Annotated in this window: 23 protein-coding genes and 1 tRNA gene; 15 read left to right on the top strand and 9 right to left on the bottom strand. The window is 63.8% G+C overall.

Annotation, left to right across the window (positions count from 1 at the left end; translation table 11 throughout):
• The first annotated feature begins 120 nt into the window (after positions 1-120).
• Entirely contained in the window at positions 121-912 is a 792-nt protein-coding gene (locus tag SZ64_RS15450; protein WP_054531645.1) for a hypothetical protein, read from the top strand.
• Positions 913-961: 49 nt separating this feature from the next.
• Here the strand turns inward: SZ64_RS15450 and SZ64_RS15455 are convergent, their stop codons facing one another.
• A complete protein-coding gene (locus SZ64_RS15455; protein ID WP_054531646.1) occupies positions 962-1,321 on the bottom strand; it encodes a hypothetical protein in 360 nt (119 codons plus the stop codon).
• Positions 1,322-1,495: 174 nt separating this feature from the next.
• Between SZ64_RS15455 and SZ64_RS18840 the strand changes: the two genes are divergently transcribed.
• From SZ64_RS18840 to SZ64_RS15465, 3 genes are all read left to right on the top strand, one after another.
• Entirely contained in the window at positions 1,496-1,648 is a 153-nt protein-coding gene (locus SZ64_RS18840; RefSeq protein WP_193391532.1) for a hypothetical protein, read from the top strand.
• A gap of 127 nt (positions 1,649-1,775) precedes the next feature.
• Positions 1,776-2,039: a hypothetical protein gene (locus tag SZ64_RS15460; RefSeq protein ID WP_054531647.1), complete on the top strand. Its 264-nt coding sequence runs from the start codon at positions 1,776-1,778 to the stop codon at positions 2,037-2,039.
• A gap of 67 nt (positions 2,040-2,106) precedes the next feature.
• Entirely contained in the window at positions 2,107-2,298 is a 192-nt protein-coding gene (locus SZ64_RS15465) for a hypothetical protein (RefSeq protein WP_054531648.1), read from the top strand.
• 30 nt (positions 2,299-2,328) lie between these two features.
• Here the strand turns inward: SZ64_RS15465 and SZ64_RS15470 are convergent, their stop codons facing one another.
• On the bottom strand, positions 2,329-2,640 hold the full coding sequence (locus SZ64_RS15470; protein WP_054531649.1) for an REDY-like protein HapK: 312 nt from the start codon (positions 2,638-2,640) through the stop codon (positions 2,329-2,331).
• 166 nt (positions 2,641-2,806) lie between these two features.
• Here SZ64_RS15470 and argB point away from each other — a divergent pair, with 166 nt between their 5' ends.
• From argB to SZ64_RS15500, 6 genes are all read left to right on the top strand, one after another.
• Positions 2,807-3,706 carry an acetylglutamate kinase gene (gene argB / locus SZ64_RS15475; protein ID WP_054531650.1) on the top strand — a complete coding sequence of 300 codons (900 nt, stop codon included), beginning with the start codon at positions 2,807-2,809 and terminating at the stop codon, positions 3,704-3,706.
• A complete protein-coding gene (locus SZ64_RS15480; protein ID WP_054531651.1) occupies positions 3,706-4,197 on the top strand; it encodes a hypothetical protein in 492 nt (163 codons plus the stop codon). The genes argB and SZ64_RS15480 overlap by 1 nt, the downstream gene beginning before the upstream one ends.
• 112 nt (positions 4,198-4,309) lie before the next feature.
• Positions 4,310-4,600 carry a YggT family protein gene (locus tag SZ64_RS15485; protein ID WP_054531652.1) on the top strand — a complete coding sequence of 97 codons (291 nt, stop codon included), beginning with the start codon at positions 4,310-4,312 and terminating at the stop codon, positions 4,598-4,600.
• Entirely contained in the window at positions 4,597-5,487 is an 891-nt protein-coding gene (gene folD, locus SZ64_RS15490) for a bifunctional methylenetetrahydrofolate dehydrogenase/methenyltetrahydrofolate cyclohydrolase FolD (protein ID WP_054531653.1), read from the top strand. The genes SZ64_RS15485 and folD overlap by 4 nt, the downstream gene beginning before the upstream one ends.
• The gene (locus SZ64_RS15495; RefSeq protein ID WP_054531654.1) at positions 5,487-6,194 is read left to right on the top strand and encodes a hypothetical protein; all 708 of its coding nucleotides are present in this window, start codon (positions 5,487-5,489) and stop codon (positions 6,192-6,194) included. The genes folD and SZ64_RS15495 overlap by 1 nt, the downstream gene beginning before the upstream one ends.
• A gap of 3 nt (positions 6,195-6,197) precedes the next feature.
• Positions 6,198-6,833, top strand: a complete 636-nt coding sequence (locus SZ64_RS15500; RefSeq protein WP_054531655.1) for a MarC family protein — start codon at positions 6,198-6,200, stop codon at positions 6,831-6,833.
• 110 nt (positions 6,834-6,943) lie between these two features.
• Here SZ64_RS15500 and SZ64_RS15505 read toward each other — a convergent pair whose 3' ends face one another.
• Together SZ64_RS15505 and SZ64_RS15510 are read right to left on the bottom strand one after the other, a co-directional pair.
• Positions 6,944-7,555 carry an LON peptidase substrate-binding domain-containing protein gene (locus SZ64_RS15505; protein WP_054531656.1) on the bottom strand — a complete coding sequence of 204 codons (612 nt, stop codon included), beginning with the start codon at positions 7,553-7,555 and terminating at the stop codon, positions 6,944-6,946.
• 12 nt (positions 7,556-7,567) lie between these two features.
• On the bottom strand, positions 7,568-8,503 hold the full coding sequence (locus SZ64_RS15510) for a tetratricopeptide repeat protein (protein WP_054531657.1): 936 nt from the start codon (positions 8,501-8,503) through the stop codon (positions 7,568-7,570).
• Between the two features lie 176 nt (positions 8,504-8,679).
• On the opposite strand from SZ64_RS15510, the gene SZ64_RS15515 reads away from it, so the two are divergent.
• Positions 8,680-8,754: transfer RNA gene (locus SZ64_RS15515), tRNA-Gly, on the top strand.
• A gap of 138 nt (positions 8,755-8,892) precedes the next feature.
• Here SZ64_RS15515 and SZ64_RS15520 read toward each other — a convergent pair.
• Positions 8,893-10,167: a hypothetical protein gene (locus SZ64_RS15520; RefSeq protein WP_241773059.1), complete on the bottom strand. Its 1,275-nt coding sequence runs from the start codon at positions 10,165-10,167 to the stop codon at positions 8,893-8,895.
• Between the two features lie 186 nt (positions 10,168-10,353).
• Here SZ64_RS15520 and SZ64_RS15525 point away from each other — a divergent pair, with 186 nt between their 5' ends.
• From SZ64_RS15525 to SZ64_RS15535, 3 genes are all read left to right on the top strand, one after another.
• Positions 10,354-11,166 carry an SDR family oxidoreductase gene (locus tag SZ64_RS15525; protein ID WP_162225124.1) on the top strand — a complete coding sequence of 271 codons (813 nt, stop codon included), beginning with the start codon at positions 10,354-10,356 and terminating at the stop codon, positions 11,164-11,166.
• A complete protein-coding gene (locus tag SZ64_RS15530; protein WP_054531659.1) occupies positions 11,163-11,873 on the top strand; it encodes a nuclear transport factor 2 family protein in 711 nt (236 codons plus the stop codon). The genes SZ64_RS15525 and SZ64_RS15530 overlap by 4 nt, the downstream gene beginning before the upstream one ends.
• 150 nt (positions 11,874-12,023) lie before the next feature.
• Entirely contained in the window at positions 12,024-14,198 is a 2,175-nt protein-coding gene (locus SZ64_RS15535; protein ID WP_054531660.1) for a TonB-dependent receptor, read from the top strand.
• 204 nt (positions 14,199-14,402) lie between these two features.
• Here SZ64_RS15535 and dcd read toward each other — a convergent pair whose 3' ends face one another.
• The 3 genes from dcd to SZ64_RS15550 all read right to left on the bottom strand — a co-directional run bounded on the left by dcd (position 14,403) and on the right by SZ64_RS15550 (position 17,132).
• A complete protein-coding gene (gene dcd / locus SZ64_RS15540) occupies positions 14,403-14,957 on the bottom strand; it encodes a dCTP deaminase (RefSeq protein ID WP_054531661.1) in 555 nt (184 codons plus the stop codon).
• A 222-nt stretch (positions 14,958-15,179) separates the two neighbouring features.
• Positions 15,180-16,178 carry an NAD-dependent epimerase/dehydratase family protein gene (locus SZ64_RS15545; protein WP_054531662.1) on the bottom strand — a complete coding sequence of 333 codons (999 nt, stop codon included), beginning with the start codon at positions 16,176-16,178 and terminating at the stop codon, positions 15,180-15,182.
• A 63-nt stretch (positions 16,179-16,241) separates the two neighbouring features.
• Complete coding sequence (locus SZ64_RS15550; protein ID WP_054531663.1) at positions 16,242-17,132, bottom strand: MBL fold metallo-hydrolase; 891 nt, start codon at positions 17,130-17,132, stop codon at positions 16,242-16,244.
• Between the two features lie 564 nt (positions 17,133-17,696).
• Between SZ64_RS15550 and SZ64_RS15560 the strand changes: the two genes are divergently transcribed.
• Positions 17,697-19,031 (top strand): sugar transferase, encoded by a 1,335-nt coding sequence (locus SZ64_RS15560; RefSeq protein WP_054531665.1) that lies wholly within the window; start codon positions 17,697-17,699, stop codon positions 19,029-19,031.
• 19 nt (positions 19,032-19,050) lie between these two features.
• Here SZ64_RS15560 and ligD read toward each other — a convergent pair whose 3' ends face one another.
• Positions 19,051-19,926 (bottom strand): non-homologous end-joining DNA ligase, encoded by an 876-nt coding sequence (ligD, locus tag SZ64_RS15565; RefSeq protein WP_054531666.1) that lies wholly within the window; start codon positions 19,924-19,926, stop codon positions 19,051-19,053.
• Positions 19,927-19,996 lie beyond the last annotated feature (70 nt).

The raw sequence follows: 19,996 nt of genomic DNA on the forward strand, positions 1-19,996 counted from the left end.
GTGACGGGCCACAACAATCCCGCGTCAATTTTGCGGCGGCAGAAGGGCGGAATACCCTTACGTGACAATTCCCCGCCCCTTCCGTTAAACCGGCGCGGTTCTGCAAAGCGGAGGGAAGCGATGCGCTCGATTGTCCGGTCTGTTGCCGCGCTTGGCCGTGTGGCCTTTTGCCTGCCCTTCTGCGCGGGCGCGCTGGCCCTGCTGCCTGCCCCGGCGCTCGCCTGCTCGGTGGGGAACGATTACCGCGTGCCGACCAATCTCGAACTGGCGGGCGATGCCGATCTGATCCTGCTGGGCAAGGTCACGGGCGGGTCGCTGGGCATGTCCGAAGGGCCGGAGAATACAGACATTACGGTGGAGCCGATCCGGGCGATCAAGGGCGATTTACCGGGGGAGGCGATCACCCTACGCGGGCTCAGCCTTTCGGAGCCGCGCTTTCTGGCACTGAGTAATCCCTATGAACTCGTCGATGCCCATCCGCTCAGCTATATCGGCGGCTGCATCCGCTATATGTTCCCGCTGGGCACCAGGGCACTGTTCTTCCTGAAGCGCGGCGAGGATGGCGACTGGCAGGCCACGGGGCGCCCGTTCAGCCGCTGGGCCGAAGACGTGCCGGACGAAGATGCGCCCTGGGTGCGGCTGAGCACGCTCTATGCCCAAGCCGCCGCGCTGCCGGACGCGGAACGCACCGCCATGCTGGAACGGGCGCGCGATGAATGGGCAGCCATGGCCGACGATCCCGTGGCGCAATTGCTGGCCGCCAATGTCACACGCCAGTTGGCCGGGCAGAACGAGCCATGGAACCTGCTGATGCAGCGCGAACTGGGCCTGCTCGGCTATCCCGACGAACAGGAAGAAGCCCCGGCCAGCGTGGATGCCGCGTTGGAAAAGATGCGCGGCACCGAAGACTGAGCCTTGCTACGGCGCCCGCTTAAGCCAGCCCCGTTTGAGCCAGCCCCGCTTAAGCCAGCCACGTGCCCGGATTGGGCATGGGGGCCTGCTTCTGCGCGTTCACCAGGCTCAGCACGCTGCGCACCACCACCAGCACCGCCACGGCGGGCAGCACGATCAGGCCGATCAGCACGAAGACCAGGATGAAGCCGACCACCCCGCCGATCAGGCCGATCCAGAAGGTGCGGATCAAATATTCGTAATGGGAAACTTCCCAGGCCGCCTTGGGCTCGCTCTTCCACACATAGGCCAGAACCACGCCCACCAGCGCGGTGATGCCGGTGATGAAGGATGCGAGATAAAGCAGGCTGACGATCGTGGGCTGGTTGAGATCGAACCCGCCCGATGCCGGGGTTTGGGGATTGTCCATCGCGTTCCTCCTGTTGCGGCGCTCAGGCTATCCCAATTCCGGGACAGGAGGAAGTCGGCGCCCACCGGTTGTATCGGGAGGGGAGGGCGATTGTTCCGATTGCGATGAAGCATGGAACCCGCGCCGCCTCGCCCCGTTGGTCTGGCAGGATAACAGGCAGAAGGAGGATGCAGCATGGAAGTCGTGACCATGGAAGATCGCCGCAAGGAACTGGCCAGCCTGCTCCGGCAGATGGAGGCCCATCCCGAACGGGACTGGAGCGCGGAGAAGGCGCGGGCCAATGTGCTGCGCGAAATGCTCGGTCGGCCCGAAGGCGCGAACGACTGACGCACTGACGCGATAGCGGCCGGAGGTAACGGCCGGTGCGGATCATATTTCCAGTGCTTGCGTGGTGGCGCGGGCGCGGGCTGTGGGGTATCGTGCCCGGCGGATCAATGAAGAGGGAGACCTTGTAATGACCGAACCCGCACCCAAGCAAACAAGCAAGCTGCTTCTGGCAGTCGCCGCCATCGTGCTGGTGCTTGCCGTCGTCTGGTATTTCGTCGGCAGGCAGGAACCCGCCCCCACTGAAGTGAAGGTGGATGCCACCGATGTCAGCGGCGGCGAACTGATCGTTACCGAGCCGACTCCGGGCGAAGTTCCGGTGGACGTGCCCGATACGCCGATGACCAATGTGCCGCCCAGCGAGGGTGCCTCGGCCAGCCCGGCCGCGGAATAGGATTTCCGGCCGGTTGCGCGCCTGCACGGGGAGGGTTCGTTAACCACCCCCGTGCTAGGCGGGCGCCATGTTCGGCCCGCGCATCACCACTGTTTTCGCCAGCCGCTGGAAGGCCCTGTGGTGGGCCGCCGGCATCATGCTGACTGCCTATTGCAGCATCCCCGCCCCGGAAGACACGAAGCATCCGGCTGCCCAGCAGGAACAGCCGGAGCATATCAATCCATGGGCCATCAAGAAGACGGACGCGCCCAAGGATTGAGCGCGCTCGCCAGACCGCGAGCGGTGCTGCTTACAGCTTCTCGGCCAACAGGAATTCCGGCGCATCGGCAAAGCCGGTGAATTCGCCCATCACCTGCTGCACGGTGGCGCCTGCCATATCCTCGCTGCTGAAGCCGGCCAGATCGGGAATGTCGAACAGTTCGACATAGGCCACGCTCGGCTCGCCTTCGCCCACCAGCAGGCCCTCCACGCGATAGGTATCGAACGCCTTGACCCGTTCCAGCCCGCGCATGGTCGGCTGGTCCACCTGCTTTACCCAGGCTTCGAAATCCTCGCGCGTGACGCCCGGCTTCAGGCGGTATTTGATGATGATCGCTGCCATTGTCTGCCCCCTTGGAAATGGCGATTCGCCATGCTGTCTCCAGATGGCGGACACTATCGCGCGGCGCGGGGCTGGCAATGGGCGCTGCGCGCACTTCCCTCGCAGGCGGGGAGGCGCTAAGGCGCCGCGAACTCTCAGGAGAGGCAAGGTTGTGGAGGCACGCGCGATGAGCGTCAGCGAAGATAAGTCGATGCTCGCCAAGGCGGAAACGCTGATCGAGGCGCTGCCCTTCTTCCAGCGCTATGCCGGGCGCACTTTCGTGGTGAAATATGGCGGCCACGCCATGGGCGATCCCGAAGCCGCGCGTGACTTTGCCGAAGATATCGTGCTGCTCAAGGCCGTGGGCATCAACCCGGTGGTGGTGCATGGGGGCGGCCCGCAGATCGGCGCCATGTTGAAGAAGCTGGGCGTGGAAAGCACCTTCGTCGACGGGCTGCGCGTGACCGACAAGGCAACCGCCGAAGTAGCCGAAATGGTCCTGTCGGGCGCGATCAACAAGGAACTGGTCGGCTGGATCGCCAATGCGGGCGGCAAGGCCATCGGCATTTCCGGCAAGGATGGCGGGCTGGTGAAGGCCACCAAGGTGACCCGCACCACCAAGGATCCGGAAAGCAATATCGAACAGGCGATCGACCTGGGCTTCGTGGGCGAGCCGAGCAAGGTGGATACCACTCTGCTGGAAACCGTCAGCAAGGCCGGGATGATCCCGGTGATCGCCCCCATCGGCGCGGGCGAGGACGGGCACACCTATAATATCAACGCCGATACCATGGCGGGCGCCATCGCGGCGGCACTGGGCGCGGCGCGCCTGTTCCTGCTGACCGATGTGCCCGGCGTGCTCGACAAGCAGAAGAACCTGCTTACCGACCTGACCCCGGCGGACATCGCCAAGCTGCAGGCCGACGGGACGATTTCCGGCGGGATGATCCCCAAGCTGGAAACCTGTGTCCACGCGGTGGAAGCCGGGTGCGAGGCGGCGGTGGTGCTGGACGGCCGCGTGCCGCATGCCATGCTGCTGGAATTCTTCACCTCGCGCGGCGCGGGCACGCTGATCCGGGCCGATTGATGCGCGCGGCGCCGGCTCTTGCCGCGCTGCTGGCGCTGGCTGCCTGCCAGCAGGCGCAGGAAACGCCGTCTGCCGGGGCGAGCGAAGCACCGGAAGCAGCGGCATCTTCGGCAGCGCCTGCTGCCGCCCCGGCCACGCCTGACCCCCTGCAGGAGCGCGAAAATCCCGACCGGGTGCTGGCGTGGTTCTCGCAGCAGATCACCGATGGCCAGTGGGACCAGGCCGCGCTCGCCTGGCGCAAGGGCGAAATGGACGGGGCCACGCTCAAGGCCCTGATGGGCGATGCGCCCAGCCCGATCTTTGCCTTCGGCCATGGCGAGATCGAGGGTGCGGCAGGCTCTCTCTATTACGAACTGCCCGTCACGCTGGTGGCCGATGGCGGGCGGCTGACCCGGCAGGGCACGCTGACCATGAAGCGCGTGAACGACGTGCCCGGTGCGGAAGACTGGCAGCTGGCGTGGCATATTGAAGAGCTGGAATGGACGCAGTGATGGCCTGCCGTTCAAGCCGGGGTTCATCTCGCGATGCGTATTATGCTGTTGATACACTCGGCGACGCTCGGCTAGGTTCGCCGCCTCGCATGCCCCCCTGGAGGAATTCTTGATGGTAGCCCTGACGCTGCTGGAAATCGTGCTTTACCTGATGTCGATCGTCTCGGTCGTCGTCATCGTGCAGTTCGTGCTCAGCCTGCTCATCTCGTTCAACGTGGTGAACATGCACAACAACCTCGTCGCCTCTTTGTGGCGCGCGGTGAATGCCATTCTGGATCCAATGCTCAATCCGATCCGCCGCATCATGCCCGATACCGGCATGATCGACTTTTCACCGATGGTGCTGCTGATCCTGCTGCGCATCCTCACAATCATTCTGTCCAATCTCGGGAGTTATGCATGAGTGCCGCATTGATCGACGGAAAGGCCTTCGCAGAAGGGCTGCGTCAGAAGATCGCCAAGTTCGCCGGCGAATTCGAAGCCAAGGCTGGCCGCAAGGCTGGCCTCGCCGTGGTTCTGGTGGGTGAAGACCCGGCCAGCCAGGTCTATGTCCGTTCCAAGGGCAAGGCCACCGTGGCCGCCGGCATGAACAGCCTTGAATACAAGATGCCTGCCGATTCCACCGAAGAGGCGCTGATCGCCAAGGTGACGGAACTGAACGCCGATCCCGCCGTGGACGGCATTCTGGTGCAGCTGCCGCTTCCCAAGGGTCTGGACGAGCAGGCCGTGATTTCCACCATCGATCCCGACAAGGATGTCGATGGTTTCCACATCATCAATGCGGGCCGTCTCTCGGTCGGCCAGAAGGGCTTTGTGCCCTGCACGCCGCTGGGCTGCCTGATGCTGCTGAAGGATCGCCTGGGCGATCTGTCGGGCAAGGATGCCGTGGTGATCGGCCGTTCCAACATCGTCGGCAAGCCGATGGCGCAGCTCCTCACCGATGCGAATGCCACGGTCACCATCGCGCATAGCCGCACGGCGAACCTGCCCGAAGTGGTGAAGCGCGCCGACATCGTCGTGGCCGCCGTGGGCCGTCCGGAAATGGTCAAGGGTGACTGGATCAAGCCCGGCGCCACCGTGATCGACGTGGGCATCAACCGCGTTGACGGCGAAGACGGCAAGACCAGGCTGGTGGGCGACGTGGATTTCGATTCCGCCCGCGAAGTGGCCGGCGCCATCACCCCGGTGCCCGGCGGCGTCGGCCCGATGACCATCGCCGTGCTGCTGCGCAACGCGCTCGTCTCCGCCTATCGCCGCGAAGGCATCGCACTGGACGAAGACGCGCTGTGATGCGTCGCGCGCTCGCCCTCGTCTCGGTGCTGGCGCTTGTCGCCTGCTCCGGCGGGGGTGGGCCGCGTGGCCCCGGCGGGCATGGCCCCGCCTTCCGTCCCAGCGCCAATCCCGGCCAGGTCGTAGCGACCGAGCTGGGCTTTGCCCGCACCGCCCGCGAAAAGGGCCAGTGGACTGCCTTTGCCGAATATGCGGCAAAGGATGCGGTGATGTTCCAGCCCGGCCCGGTGAAAGCGCAGGACTGGCTGAAGGGGCGGGCGAACCCGGCCAAGGCACTGCGGTGGGAGCCGCATCAGGTCTGGTCGAGCTGCGATGGCTCGCTCGCAGTATCCCGAGGCGGATGGAAGGATGCAGACGGCAATGTCGGCGCTTTCACCACCGTGTGGGTACGCCAGCCCGACGGCGCCTATAAGTGGGTGCTCGACGTGGGCGAGAAACTCGATAAGCCGCTTGAGGAGCCGGAACTGGTGCAGGCCGAGGTTGCCGATTGCCAGCCGTCGCCGGTGGCAGACCCATCTGTCGTGGTCACCGTCCATGACGGGCCGCGCCGTTTTGCCAGCTATGTGTGGGAGAAGAATTCAGGCGACGGGTCCCTGACGGCCGAGGTCATCCTGGATCGCGACGGGAAGGGCAGGCTCAGCGCCTTTTTGTCAAAGAAGGCGGGTTGGGTGGAGATCCCCGGCGTTCCGATCGATACGGGCGCCTGATAGATGCTCGAACTGTTCATCTCCGCCTTCATCACCCTGTTCGTGGTGATCGACCCGCCCGGCTGTGCGCCGATCTATGCAGGGCTTTCGGCCGAAGCACCGCCGCGCCAGCAGCGCAGCATGGCCTTCAAGGCGGTGGTGGTCGCCACGCTGATCCTGCTGGGCTTCGCCCTGTTCGGTAAGCAATTGCTGGCCGCGCTGCATATCGAACTCGATTCATTCCGCATCGCGGGCGGGATCATGCTGTTCTTCATCGCGATCGACATGGTGTTCGAAAAACGCACCCAGCGGCGCGAGGAACGGGCGGAAAAGATCCGCGCGCATAATTCGCAGACGCCTGAGATCGAGGACATCTCCGTCTTCCCCATGGCCATGCCGATGCTGGCCGGGCCGGGGGCAATTGCCACGGTGATGCTGGTGGTGGGCCAGGCGCATGGCGCGGAACAGACCATCGTGGTGCTGGGCGCGCTGGCGGCTGTGATGGTGCTATCCCTGCTTGCCCTGCTGCTCGCCGCCCCGCTGATCCGGCTGGTGGGGGCAAGCGTCGAATCCGCGATTACCCGCCTGCTGGGTGTGCTGCTGGCGGCACTGGCCGCGCAATATGTGATCGACGGGCTGCGCGGTTCCTTCGGGATTTGATCGGCAGGACTGCCAGCAGTTCGTCATTGCGAGCGTAGCGAAGCAATCCAGGGCGGCTCGCGTTGGGCACTGGATTGCTTCGGAGCTTCACCCCTCGCAATGACGATCGCCTATTGCAGGGTCATCCGGTCATCCATGCCATCATGCCGGCCGAAGAACTGCATCAGCTGCACCAGCAATTCGCAGCGCGCGCGAATGCCCGGGGCTTCCAGCAGCACCTGCTTGGCCGCCGCATCGAAAGGCGCGATCTGGCTGACGCCGTTGATCAGAGCCGTATCGTCCAGCCGGGCAACCGAATCCCAATCCACTGAATAGCCTTGCCGGTCGGCAAATTCGCGCGCCTCATATTCGAAGCTTGCCCGCTCGGCAGAGCTGAGCACTTCGTCGGCATCTTCCAGCAATTCGGCCTCAATCTGGCGGAACGGGGTGGACACATCCAGCTCGCGCAGCAGGCGGAAGCGTGATTGCCCTTCCAGCACGATATTGAAGCGCCCGTCCTCCAGCGCCTCCACTTCGCCGATCTTGCCCACGCAACCGATGGCGAACAGCGGCGCCCCTTCCGACGCCGTCTGCGGCTGGATCATGCCGATCCGCCGGTCACGCGCCAGTGCATCGCTCACCAGCGCGCGATAGCGCGGCTCGAAAATATGCAGCGGCAATTGTTGGTCCGGCAGCAGGATCACGCCGGACAGGGGAAAGATCGAGAGGCGAGTTCCGGCCATTGCGCGATCGCGTCAGCCGAACAGCAGCAGCGAAAGCTTGCGGCGGGCAGCGGCCACCCACGGGTCTTCCAGACCCACGGCTTCGAAAATCTGCAGCAGCTTGGCCTTGGCGGCGCCCTCGTTCCAGTCCGGCTCGGTGCGTATCATCGCCAGCAGCGCTTCGGCCGCCTCGTCGCGGTGCCCGGCGGCAAAGGCCGCCTGCGCAAAGGCGAAGGCGGCATCCATATCGGCGGGGTTCGCCTCGGCGGCGGCGCGCAAGGCGGCCAGTTCGCCATCGTCCTGCGGGGCATCGGCGGTCAGTTCCAGCAGCTTGCCCGCCTGCGCCAGGGCGGGATCGGCCTGCATTTCTTCAGGCAGTGCACCGAATGCCGCGCGCGCAGCCTCGATCTCGCCCAGTTCCATCAGCGCGCGAAGCAGGCCGGCCTGCACCTGCACATTATCGGGTGCCATTTCGGCCAGCTGCGCAAACACGCCCAGTGCGCGTTCCGCATCGCCGCCGGCCTGTACATCCTCACCCATGGCGATCAGCTGTGCCAGCTCCTGCGCGCCGGCATCTGGCGCGCCTGCTTCCACCGGCAGCTTTTCCAGCAACTGGTCCAGCATCTGGCGCAGCTGGCTTTCGCTGCGGGCATTGGTCAGGTCTGCCACGGGCTGGCCGCGGAACAGGGCGTAGACGGTGGGGATCGACTGCACACGGAACTGGGAAGCGATAAAGCCTTCCTCGTCCACGTTCAGCTTGGCCAGAATCACGCCCTTGTCGGCATATTCTGCGGCAACCTTTTCCAGCACCGGGGCCAATGCCTTGCACGGCCCGCACCATTCGGCCCAGAAATCGAGGATGACCAGCTGTGTCATCGACGGTTCGACCACGTCCTTGCGGAATCGGTCTACCGCTTTCTGTTCTTCGATATTCAGGCCCAGGCTTGCCAAAGGGATGCTCCCGCTCATGCTTTAGGTAAGCTGCTAATGTGGACCTTCGGGCGGATTTGTGAAGGGGTTACGGCGTTTCAGGCCGGGAAGTGAAATTCCTATCACAAAACATGATTTTTCCCCTTGCAGGGTATGGGGACCGATGCTAACCGCGCGCCTCCCCACCGGGACAAACGGACCGGTCGAACGCCAGAGCGGGCGTAGCTCAGGGGTAGAGCACAACCTTGCCAAGGTTGGGGTCGAGGGTTCGAATCCCTTCGCCCGCTCCAGTTTTCCAACAGTGTCGGGAAATGAAAACGGCCCTTTATCGGGCCTTTTTTCGTTTGGGGCTGCGCGAGGTGTTAGGTCTACGGGGGATGTTCGGCGCGGGCAGATTTCCATCCTCCCGCGCCTGAAACCACTATGGCTCAGCAGCCGTTGCCGCCGCCTCCACCGCCCAGCACAGCGCCGGCGAGGCCGCCGAACAGGCCACCGCTTTTCTTGGGCTTGCATTCCTTCTTGCCCTGCGATGCGGTGTTGGCGGGCGCTTCGTCATCGTCGGCCGCGCTGGCGCCCATCATGCCCATGTTCATGCCCTGCGCTTCCATCCAGCTTGTGGTGGAGCGGTGGCGGATGCGGGCGGTCCATTGCAGATCCCAGCGGGCCTTGGCGTCGGCCGGGCGCGGGGGATAGGAGAAGTTTTCTTCCGGCCCGAAAGCGGTGAGCGTGCCCATCCGGAAATCGGATGCGGCGGCGATCACTTCGGCGGGGACGAGGCAATTGGTGGTCTGCGGGCTCATCACCGTCTTGTCTTTCACCAGCGGAGAGACCTGACCGGGCGAGAGCCAGTCCGACAAGCCGCCACCGAACTGGCGGTTCGAACTGCTGGACCACATCACAATGTCACCCGTCTTGCCGCCCGGCCCTTGCTTCGATCCGAAGAGCGAGGCGAAATAGCCGGTCGAATCCGGCACCGCGCCCCAACTGAGCAGCGAAGCACCGCTGGGCTGGCTGGCGGTTTTCACCGAAAGCGCCTTCATGAAATCCTTGGTGAGAGTGAACGACATTTCAGGCGAGTAATTGCCCGCCACGCGGTGGGCGCCCAGCAGCGAGCTGTCACCCTTCACGGTCTTCCCGTCTTCGGCCGGCCAGCGGCCGAAGGTCTTGCTGTTTTCCAGATTCGGGCCCCAGTCGGCCGGGACGGAACTGGTCCACACGCCCGGGGGCACCTGGCCCTTGGCCAGCTTGGAAAAGTCGATGATCACCGGCTGGCCCTTGGGCGCGTGTTCGCCGCAGCCCCAGAAGATCAGCATGCGGCCGGAAGGTTCCTGCCGTTCATCGAAGCGGGGGATTTCATCCACCGGGCCGCGTTCCTCGCGCGGGGTGACAAGGGCCACGGATTTGCCCAGCTTCGCGCCGTCGGGCATGAAATGGTCCGCCTTGGGCTTGCCGTTGGCGGCCGCAGTGGAAGAACCGAGGCGCAGCCACAATTCATGCTGGGCCTGCGATTTGCCGCCGCCGCCCATCATCATGGACATCATGCCGCCCATGCCCCCACCCATGCCGAAGCCAGAGGTGGTTCCGGCGCGCATGTCGTAGCGGGCGACAGGGCCGCTATCGGGCGCGCGCTGGGCAAGGGTAGGTATGGCAATTGCGGTGGCGGAGCCCAGCAGGGCCACGGCGATCAGGCGTTTCGAATTCATGAGTCGAGTCCTCACTCCCGGGAAGAAACAGATGATACCAGTATTGACTGGCCAATGCTTGTCTGTTTGCGTCGCGGCGACGCCTCTCGACAGCGCTTCGGCAGAACATTAGCCCTGCGGGAAAACGGAGACATCGGCCGTGAACATTGGCCGGGCCCGAAAAATAAAAGAGAGAGGATGATGCCGATGGGAATACTTGGCGGTCAGGTTGCGCTTGTCAGCGGGGCAGGGCGGGGTTTCGGCCGCGCGATTGCCGAAAGGCTGGCGGGAGAAGGTGCGCGCGTAGCGTTGCTTGCACGCTCGCTGGAACAACTTGAAGAGGTTGCCGGTACTATCCGGGCAAGCGGAGGCGAAGCCCTGCCGCTGGCCTGTGACGTGACTGACCGTGCTTCGATCGAGGCGGCAGTGGAGGCGGCGCAGGAAGGGCTCGGCCGGATTGACCTGCTGGTCAACAATGCCGGGGTGCCCGGCCCCTTCGGCCCGATCTGGGAAGTGGACCCGGACGAATGGTGGCGTGCGCAGGAAATCCACATTCGCGCGCCGATGCTGTTCATGCACGCCTTGCTGCCAGGCATGGTGGCACGCGGGCGCGGGCGGGTGGTGTGCGTTTCGGCCATTGCCAGCCGCATGGTGGCGCCCAACCTCTCGGCCTATTGCACTGGAAAGATCGCGCAGAACCGTGTCGTGGCGGAAGCGGCGGCGGAACTGGCGGGCACGGGCGTTTCGGTGTTCGCGATCGATCCGGGCTTTGTCTTCACCCAGCTTGCGCGCGAGACGATGGAAAGCCCCGAGGCGCAGAAATATCTGGGCGGCATGGTGGACCGGCTGCGCGCCGCATCGGGCGATCCGGCGGCACAGACCGACCTTGCCCGCTGCGCGCAGCGCGTGCTCGATCTCGCATCCGGCCGTTATGACGCGCTGTCCGGCAATTATTACGAACTGCCGGACGATCTGGATGCCGAACTTGAAAAGAAGAACAGCACGGAGGATGCCCGATGACCCTGGAAGACCGGCTTGCCGCCGCAGAAGATGCCATTGGCCAGTTGCAGCACGATCTGGCTGTGCAGCAGGATATCGAAGCGATCCGCAAGCTGCAGATCAGCTATTGCTATTACATGGACAAGGGCCTGTATGACGAGGCGGTGGACTGCTTTGCCCCGGATGGCGAATTGCAGTTCATGGGCGGCATCTGGCGCGGCACGGACAGCATCCGGCGGCTCTATTGCGGGCGGCTGCGCAACAGCTTCACCAACGGGATCAACGGCCCGGCCTATGGCATGATGTGCGAACACTGGCCCACGCAGGACGTGATTTCCGTCGCAATGGACCGGCAGAGCGCAAAGGGGCGCTGGCGCTGCACGCTGATGGGCGCACAGCATGACAGCAAGAAGGACACCAACCCACGCCTGCCGCGCCAGTGGTGGGAACATGGCATGTATGAAAACCGCTATGTCCGGCAGGATGGCGTGTGGAAGATCGCCTGCCATGCCTATCACCTGTTCACGCAGGTGGATTATGAAATGGGCTGGGCAGCGGCCAAACCGATCCCTTCGCCTTTCCTCACCGCAACCTTCCCGGAAGATCCGAACGGGCCGGACGAGATCAACGGCAATGCACATCCGGCCTGGCCGAACACCGATCTGGTGCCGTTCCACTATGTCCACCCGGTAACGGGAAAGCCGGTGGTGCCCGAAAACGCTTGCTGATCTCAGCGCGAGTTAAACGGTTCGTCGCCAGAATGATGCGTTCTGGCGACAAATCGCCGTGCCGGGAAACAAAGCGATTGCAATTCTGCCGCAGGTGCGAAGAGACGTTATAACATCATAGACTCGCAGCTTGCAGGATTTCCCCTACCCATGAAAACCCGTTCCGCATCGCTTTTGGCGGCCGCAACCATGCTCATCCCCTATCAGCCCGCATTCGCTGCAGACATGGCGCAAACCACCCCGCAGGCCGCAGTGCAGGACAGTGCCGGCGATGGCGCGGCGGCGAACGATCCGCAGGCTGCGACCGCCCGCGCGGGCGATGATTATCACGGCGAAATCCTAGTCACTGCACCCGGCCTTGGCCGGCTGGACATGCTGGCCGGCACTTCGGTGATGGATGGCACGGATCTGCAGCGTAATCTGGGCGCGGGCACGCTGGGCGATGTGCTGGAAAAGCTGCCCGGGGTTTCATCCACCAGCTTTGCCCCCGGCGTGTCGCGCCCGGTGCTGCGCGGCTTCACGGGCGAGCGCGTGCGCGTGCTGACCGACGGGATCGGTTCCATCGACGCGGCCAGCACCTCGGCCGACCATGCAGTGACGATCGACCCACTGCTGACCGACCGGATCGAAGTGCTGCGCGGGCCGGCCGTGCTTCTTTATGGCAGCCAGGCGATCGGCGGCGCGGTGAACGTGATCGGCAAGCGCATCCCCCCGCGGGTGCCGGACGAGGCTGTGCATGTCGATGCGCTGGCAGCCGTGGATACGGCTGCGGACCGGCGCGAGATCGGCAGTTCGGTGGACGTCCCGCTGGGCAGTAATGTCGCCTTCCATGTGGATGGATCGTGGCGGAAGTCGGGCGATGTCCAGGTGCCGGGCTATGTCGCATCGGATACCTTGCGTTCCGAACTGCTCTCCGGGGCGGACCAGCTTGAGGATGACGGCTTCACCGAAGAAGCGGACGAAGTACGGGCCACTGCGAATCTGAAGGGCAAGCTGCCCAACAGCCAGACCGAAACGACCAGCCTGGGCACCGGCATTGCCTTCTTCTCGGGCGAGAGCAACCTGGGCGTCTCCTTCGGCTATTTCGACACCAGTTACGGCGTGCCCGAAATGCCCGGCGTGCCCGATCCGCTGGATAGCGAGGCAGAAGAAGAAGCCCCCGTAACGATCGGCATGAAGCAGTATCGCGTCGATCTGCGCGGTGTGCTCGATCTGGGTGACGGGTTCTTTGACAAGCTGCAGACCCGCTGGGGCTGGTCGGACTATACTCACACCGAATTTGAAGGCGAGGAAACGGGCACCCGTTTCGACGTGACCGGGATCGAAGGCCGGCTGGAACTTGTCCAGTCGCAGCGCGGGGGCTGGGGCGGTTCGCTGGGCGCGCAATATTCGCACCAGAACTTCGAGGCGAATGGCGAGGAAGCCTTCGTCCCGCCCAGCAAGACCGATTCCTTCGCCCTGTTCGCAGTGCAGGAATTCGACCTGGCCCCCTTCGAAGTGGAAGCGGGCGGCCGTTACGAGCGGACCGACATCGACGTCTCCTCCCTTAACGAAGCGCGCGGCTTCGATACATTCTCCGGCGCCCTGGGCCTGTCTTTCGGGCTGAGCGAAGGGCTGCGCATCGGCATCAACGGTTCCCGCGCGGAACGCGCGCCTTCGGTGCAGGAATTGTTCGCCGACGGGCCGCATGTGGCCACCCAGCAATATGAGCTGGGCAGTCCGGAGCTGACGAAGGAAGGCGCCTGGGGCCTGGAAGGCTATCTGCGCGGCACCGTGGCCGGCGCGACGGTGAGCTTCAGCGTCTACCAGAACTGGTTCGACGGGTTCATCTTCCTGTCGGAAGCCGGCACGGAGGAAGACGGGCTGCCCGTCTATGAATTCCTCCAGCAGGATGCGAAGCACTTCGGGATCGAGGGCGAGATCAGCGCTCCGATCTACAAGAGTTCGGGCTTTGCCCTGCTGGCCGACCTGCGCGGCGATTATGTGCGCGCCACTCTGGCCGACGGCACGCCGGTGCCGCGCATTCCGCCGCTCAGCCTGACAGGTGCGCTTGAAGCGCAGATCGGCGATTTCGATGCGCGGGCCGAAGTGGAATGGTATGACAAGCAGGACCGACTGGCCCCGCTCGAAACGCCGACCGACAGTTTCGCCCTCACCAATCTCTCGCTCGCCTGGCATCCGCTCAGCGGGGCGGACAACGTCACGCTGATGCTGCAGGCGGACAATATCTTTAATGTGGAAGGCCGGCGCCATGCCAGCTTCACCAAGGACTTCGTGCCTTTGACGGGTCGCAATTTCCGTCTGAGCATGAAGGCGAGTTTCTAGGTTCTCGTCATTGCGAGGAGGCAAAGCCGACGCGGCAATCCAGAGCCCAACGTGACGCCCTGGATTGCCGCGCGACCTGCGGTCGCTCGCAATGACGAAGGGCGACGAATCGCGGAAAAGGCTAACTACCAACACCCGCTCAGGATGAGCGGACATTGTTGAGTGGAGAGAGGGGTCGAGTGGGGAGAGGGTTCGGGCGAAGCCTCAAAGCTTGGGCAGCGTAACTCCGCGCTGGCCCATATATTTGCCTGACCGGTCGGCATAGCTCTGCTCGCAGGATTCATTGCCCTGCAGGAACAGGAACTGGCAGGCGCCTTCGTTGGCGTAAATCTTTGCAGGCAGCGGCGTGGTGTTGGAAAATTCCAGCGTCACATGGCCTTCCCATTCCGGTTCCAGCGGAGTGACGTTCACGATGATGCCGCAGCGGGCATAAGTGCTCTTGCCCAGGCAGATCACCAGCACGTCGCGCGGGATGCGGAAATATTCCACCGTGCGCGCCAGCACGAAGCTGTTGGGCGGGATCACGCAGACATCGGTCTTCACATCCACGAAGCTGTTGGACGAGAAATCCTTCGGATCGACGATGGCGTTGTGGACATTGGTGAAGATCTTGAACTCATCCGCCACGCGCGCGTCATAGCCATAGGATGACAGGCCGTAGCTGATGCAGCCATCGTTCTGCTGGCGCTCCACGAAGGGCTCGATCATGCCGCTGTGGCGGGCTTCTTTCCGGATCCACCGGTCGCTGAGAATCGACATGGTGGAGTGATTCACCACCCGTGGCGCGGGGGCAAGGGGGCAGGTGACATGTCTGCCGGAATTATGGGGTGTGGGCGCCTGATTCCGTAACTCCTTCCGTAACCCCGCGCCCCATTTCCAACCTCCGTTCACCCTGAGCCTGTCGAAGGGCACGCGCGACATTCGCCCATGTAGCTGGCCGTATCGCGTGGCCTTCGACAGGCTCAGGCTGAGCGTGTGTTGTTATTGGCTGTGATATTCCCGGAACCATTCCACGAAGCGGGGCACGCCCACTTCAATCGGGGTGGTGGGTTCATAGCCCAGATCGGCGCGGATCGCCTCGATGTCGGCGAAGGTCTTGTGCACGTCGCCCGGCTGCATCGGCAGCATTTCCAGTTCCGCCTTGCGGCCGCAGGCATCTTCCAGCAGCCCGATGACCTTCATCAGCGGCTCGCTGCGGTGATTGCCGATATTGTAGAGCGCATGGGGCTTTGTGCTGCCGCCGGCTTTTTCCGCATCGTCATCGGCAGGCGGGTGGTCCAGCGCGGCGACCACGCCGGTCACGATATCGTCGATATAGGTGAAGTCGCGATACATGTCCCCGTGGTTGAACACGGGGATCGGCTGCCCCTTCAGGATCGCGGAAGTGAACTTCCACATGGCCATGTCGGGCCTGCCCCACGGGCCATAGACCGTGAAGAAGCGCAGGCCGGTCAGCGCAATGCGATAGAGATGGGCATAGCTTTCGCTCATCAGCTCGTCCGCCCGCTTGGTCGCGGCATAGAGCGAGACGGGATGGTCCGCCCGGTCCTCCACCGAAAAGGGCAGCTTGGCATTGCCGCCATAGACGGAGCTGGAGCTGGCATAGACCATATGCTCCGTCCCCCGGTGCCGGGCCAGTTCCAGCAGGTTGAGATGCCCCACCAGATTGGCGCTGGCATATTCATGCGGATGTTCGATCGAATAACGCACTCCTGCCTGCGCGCCCAGATGGACGATCCGGTCGAACTCCAGCCCGGCCAGCGCGGTGGCAAGCCCCGCCATGTCGGAGAAATCGAGCGCCAGCGAGTGGAAGCGGTTGCCGCCCATACCTTCCAGCCGGGCAATGCGCGCCTGTTTCAGCGAGACGGGGTAATAGGAATTGAAATTATCGATCCCGATCACGCCGTCGCCGCGCGCCAGCAGCCGTTCGGACACAGCCGCGCCGATGAAACCCGCCGCCCCGGTTACCAATACACGCATGAGAAACCCCTCTACAGGCGGCCCTGCTAGCGCCGAACCCCTAGGACGTGGTTAAGGCGTGGCTCAGTCGCTGAGGAACTCATAGCGGAAAACATCGCCGTCGCGCTTCACCTTTCCGGCGGAGGAGCGGCGGAAATGGGCCGGGAAGCAGATCGTATCCGTATCGGCCACGCGCTGCATTACCGCCTTGCGGGTGCGGCTGGCGGCTGGTGCATCCATGTCGAAGGCGAAAGGCAGGTCAGGCCGGATCAGTTGCACCGGATGGTGGATCACGTCGCCCCAGAAGATGCCGGGCGCCCCGCCATGCTGGGCATTGATGGTGCAGCAGCCGGGCGAATGGCCGAAGGCCGGCTCCAGCCAGATGCCCTTGCCGATCTCGCGGTGGATGACGCGGTCCTCGTCCACGATCTCGCCCATGCCGGCTTCCATTACGGGCACGATGGAATCGAGGAAGGCCTCATTATGCAATTCCTCGCCTTGCGGGTTCTGCTGGAAATATTCGAAGTCGCGGCGGCTGAAGAGATAACGGGCATTCTGGAATGTGGGCACCCACTTGCCGTTCTCCAGCCGCGTGTTCCAGCCGACATGATCGAAGTGCAGGTGTGTGCACATCACCAGATCGATGTCGCCCGGCTCGAACCCGGCGGCGCGCAGGTTTTCCAGATAGCGCGTGTCGAGCTGGTGGACTTCAGGCAGGCCACGGTTCTTGTGATTGCCGCAGCAGGTGTCGACCAGGATGGTCAGCCCATCCACTTCGATCACCCAGCTATGGACGGAAAAGGTCATCAGCGCGGCTTCGGGATCGGCGCAGATCTCGTCGGGCTGATCGTACCAACGCATCAGGCGCGTCAGGTCTTCCGCGGTGGTTCCGGGAAGCTGGCTCAGCAGCGGAACCGGGCTGTCCATCTCGTGGACCTTGTGCACGGTGATGTTGCCCAGCCTGATTGGCGCCATCGTCTCTCTCCCCAATTCCCACTGTCTGTTTTCTTTGCGCATAGACCATTCGCAGCGAGCGGCGAAGCGGAATAGGACAATGCTGCACGCGCAAAAATCCGTGCTGCACGATGATGCGCGCCATTATTCGGACGGACACTTGTATGCTGCGGTGCCCTGGGGCGCGAAGCCGCGAGATGTGTCCGATTGTGTCAAAGCTAGGTTTGACCGGGATTTGTTCGATCAAGTCCGAATTCAACAAAATGACATTAAAGTCATGCAGTTGCAGTCTGCGGGGCGGCAGAGGCGCGCGATGGGCGCAACTCCATTCGTCCCGTAAAAGAGGGTAAACATCTAATTTGCGTTCTTGCGTAACCCTCTCGAATGATAACGGGTGCATCACGCATCAGCCGATGGTGCAACGCAGCGAAGAGCCGAAAGACCATGGATGGGTATGACAGAACTGCCCTGGAAAGGGAGTTCGGCCAGATAGTACATTGTCCGGCCGCCCCGGCGCTCGGCCCTCCGATGGCGGAGGGTGGGGCGCACCCTATCGCAGGCGAAATTGAACTGCGTCTCGAGAAATTGCGCGGGACCAGGATCAAGCGCCGGCTGCTGGCGGTCGCGCTCGTCGTATCCGATATGATCGCTTGCCTTGTCGCTGTGCTGCTCAGCCAGCTGGCCTATGGCGCTCCTCTGAATCTGGCGGTTGCGGGCACTGTGCTGGGCGTCACTTTCCCGGTCTATTTCCTCGCCGGTCTGCAGACCGGGGCGCATAATCCGTCGGTTGCGCATCGGGCCGGAGCCAGCATCCGCAGTGCTGGCATTGCCTTTGCCGTGACTGCGGCGATCTTCTTCTTCGCCCTTTTCGCTACGAAGCTGGGCGCGCAGGTTTCGCGCCTGCAGGTGGGGCAGACCCTGCTGATCTGCCTCGTGCTGGGCACGGCGGCCCGCTATGCCATCGCACAGCGAGCGCAGCGGATGCTGGGGCCGAAGCCCTTTGCCGATCTGTGCATCTATGACGACGTGCCCATGCGCGGCGCGCGCGGCCCCGGCGCGATCCGCGCGGTGGAAGCAGGGCTGGTTCCCAATCTGGCGCGGCCGGAAATGGTCAGCCGTCTGGGCGCCCTGGCGCGCGGAATGGACCGGGTGGTGGTGCATTGTTCCACCGAACGGCGTGAGGCATGGAGTCGCGCGCTCAAATGCGTGGACATCCGGTCGGAAATCGTGATGCCGGAACTGACCGGGCTGATGCCGCTGGATATCCGCCATCGCAATGGCGAGGTCAGCCTCGTGCTCGCCAATGGCCCGCTGCGCTGGCACCAGCGGCTGATGAAGAACCTGTTCGATCGCGCGGTGGCCGCTGTCGCGCTGGTGCTGTGCCTGCCGCTGATGGGGCTGATCGCGCTGGCGGTGAAGCTGGACAGCCCCGGCCCGGTGCTGTTCGGGCAGGAACGGATCGGGCTGGGCAACCGCCATTTCAAGATCTGGAAGTTCCGCACCATGCGCGCAGAACATACCGATCATCGCGGTGATGTTTCCACCGAGCGGGGCGATTACCGGATCACCCGGCTGGGCGCCTTTCTGCGCAACACCAGCCTCGATGAACTGCCACAGCTGTATAACGTGCTGATCGGGCAGATGAGCATTGTCGGCCCGCGGCCCCATGCCGCCGGATCGCGGGCGGAACAGCTGCTGTTCTGGGACATCGACGAGCGCTACTGGTATCGCCACTCGATCAAGCCGGGGCTGACCGGTCTCGCACAGGTGCGCGGCCTGCGCGGGGCGACGCTCAAGCGTTGCGATTTTGAGCAGCGCCTGTTTGCCGATCTCGAATATGTGGCGAATTGGTCCCTGCTCAGTGACCTGCTGATCATCTTCAAGACCTTTCAGGTGCTGGTCCACCGCAACGCCTTCTGAGCGCGAAGTTCGGCAGCCCTTATCGCGGCAGGCCCTGCTTCGCCGTGCCCCAGCCTTTCAGCGCCTTGTCCTCTGCCCGTTCCAGCAGCTTGGCGGCATCAGCCAACCCATAGCGTTTCGCTTCCTTCATACCCGCAAGTTCCTCCCAACTGACCGGCGCGGCGACCGGCGCCCCCTTGCGGGCGCGAGGGGAATAGGGGGCAATTGCTGTGGAGCCGCGCGTGTTGCGCAGCCAGTCGATGAAGATCTTCCCCTTGCGCTTTTCCTTGCTCATCGTGGCCGTGAAGCGATCGGGCTGTTCTTCGGCCAGCGCCCTGGCGAAACCTTCGGCAAATCCGCGATGTTCGTCCCATGTGGCGCCGGGGGTGAGTGGCACCACGACATGCACGCCCTTGCCGCCGGTCAGCATGGCAAAACTGGCTAGGCCCAGCCGTTCCAGCCGGGCGCGGATTTCCGCGGCAGTGGCCGCGACCTCGGCAAAGCCCAGCCCTTCGGCGGGATCGAGATCGAACACCATCCGGTCGGGCTTCTCCACGTCCTCTGCATGACTGGCCCAGAGGTGAAACTCCACGGTGCCCATCTGCACGCATTCCAGAATGCCCTCGGCGTTCTCGAGATAGAGGTAAGGCTCCACATCGCCCTCTTTCTCCGCAATCGTCTCGCTCAGCACATGCGGGCCGAAGCTGCCCGTATGGTGTTTCTGGAAGAAGCAGTGCTGTGCGATGCCTTGCGGACAGCGCACAAGGCTCACCGGCCGCCCGGCAAGAAAAGGCAGCATGGCCGGGGCAATCGCGCGGAAGTAATCGGCCAGATCGCCCTTGGTGAATGCGTCTTCGGGGAACACCACCCGGTCCCGGCTGGTGATCTCCACCTCATCGCCTGTGGGGCGCGTCATGCCTGGCCTCCCTTCCGGCGCAGTTTAGCCCCTCAATCCCCAGCCGCAAACGGCTTGCCGGTGGACGCAC

Source organism: Erythrobacter sp. SG61-1L (assembly GCF_001305965.1).
Lineage (GTDB): Bacteria > Pseudomonadota > Alphaproteobacteria > Sphingomonadales > Sphingomonadaceae > Andeanibacterium.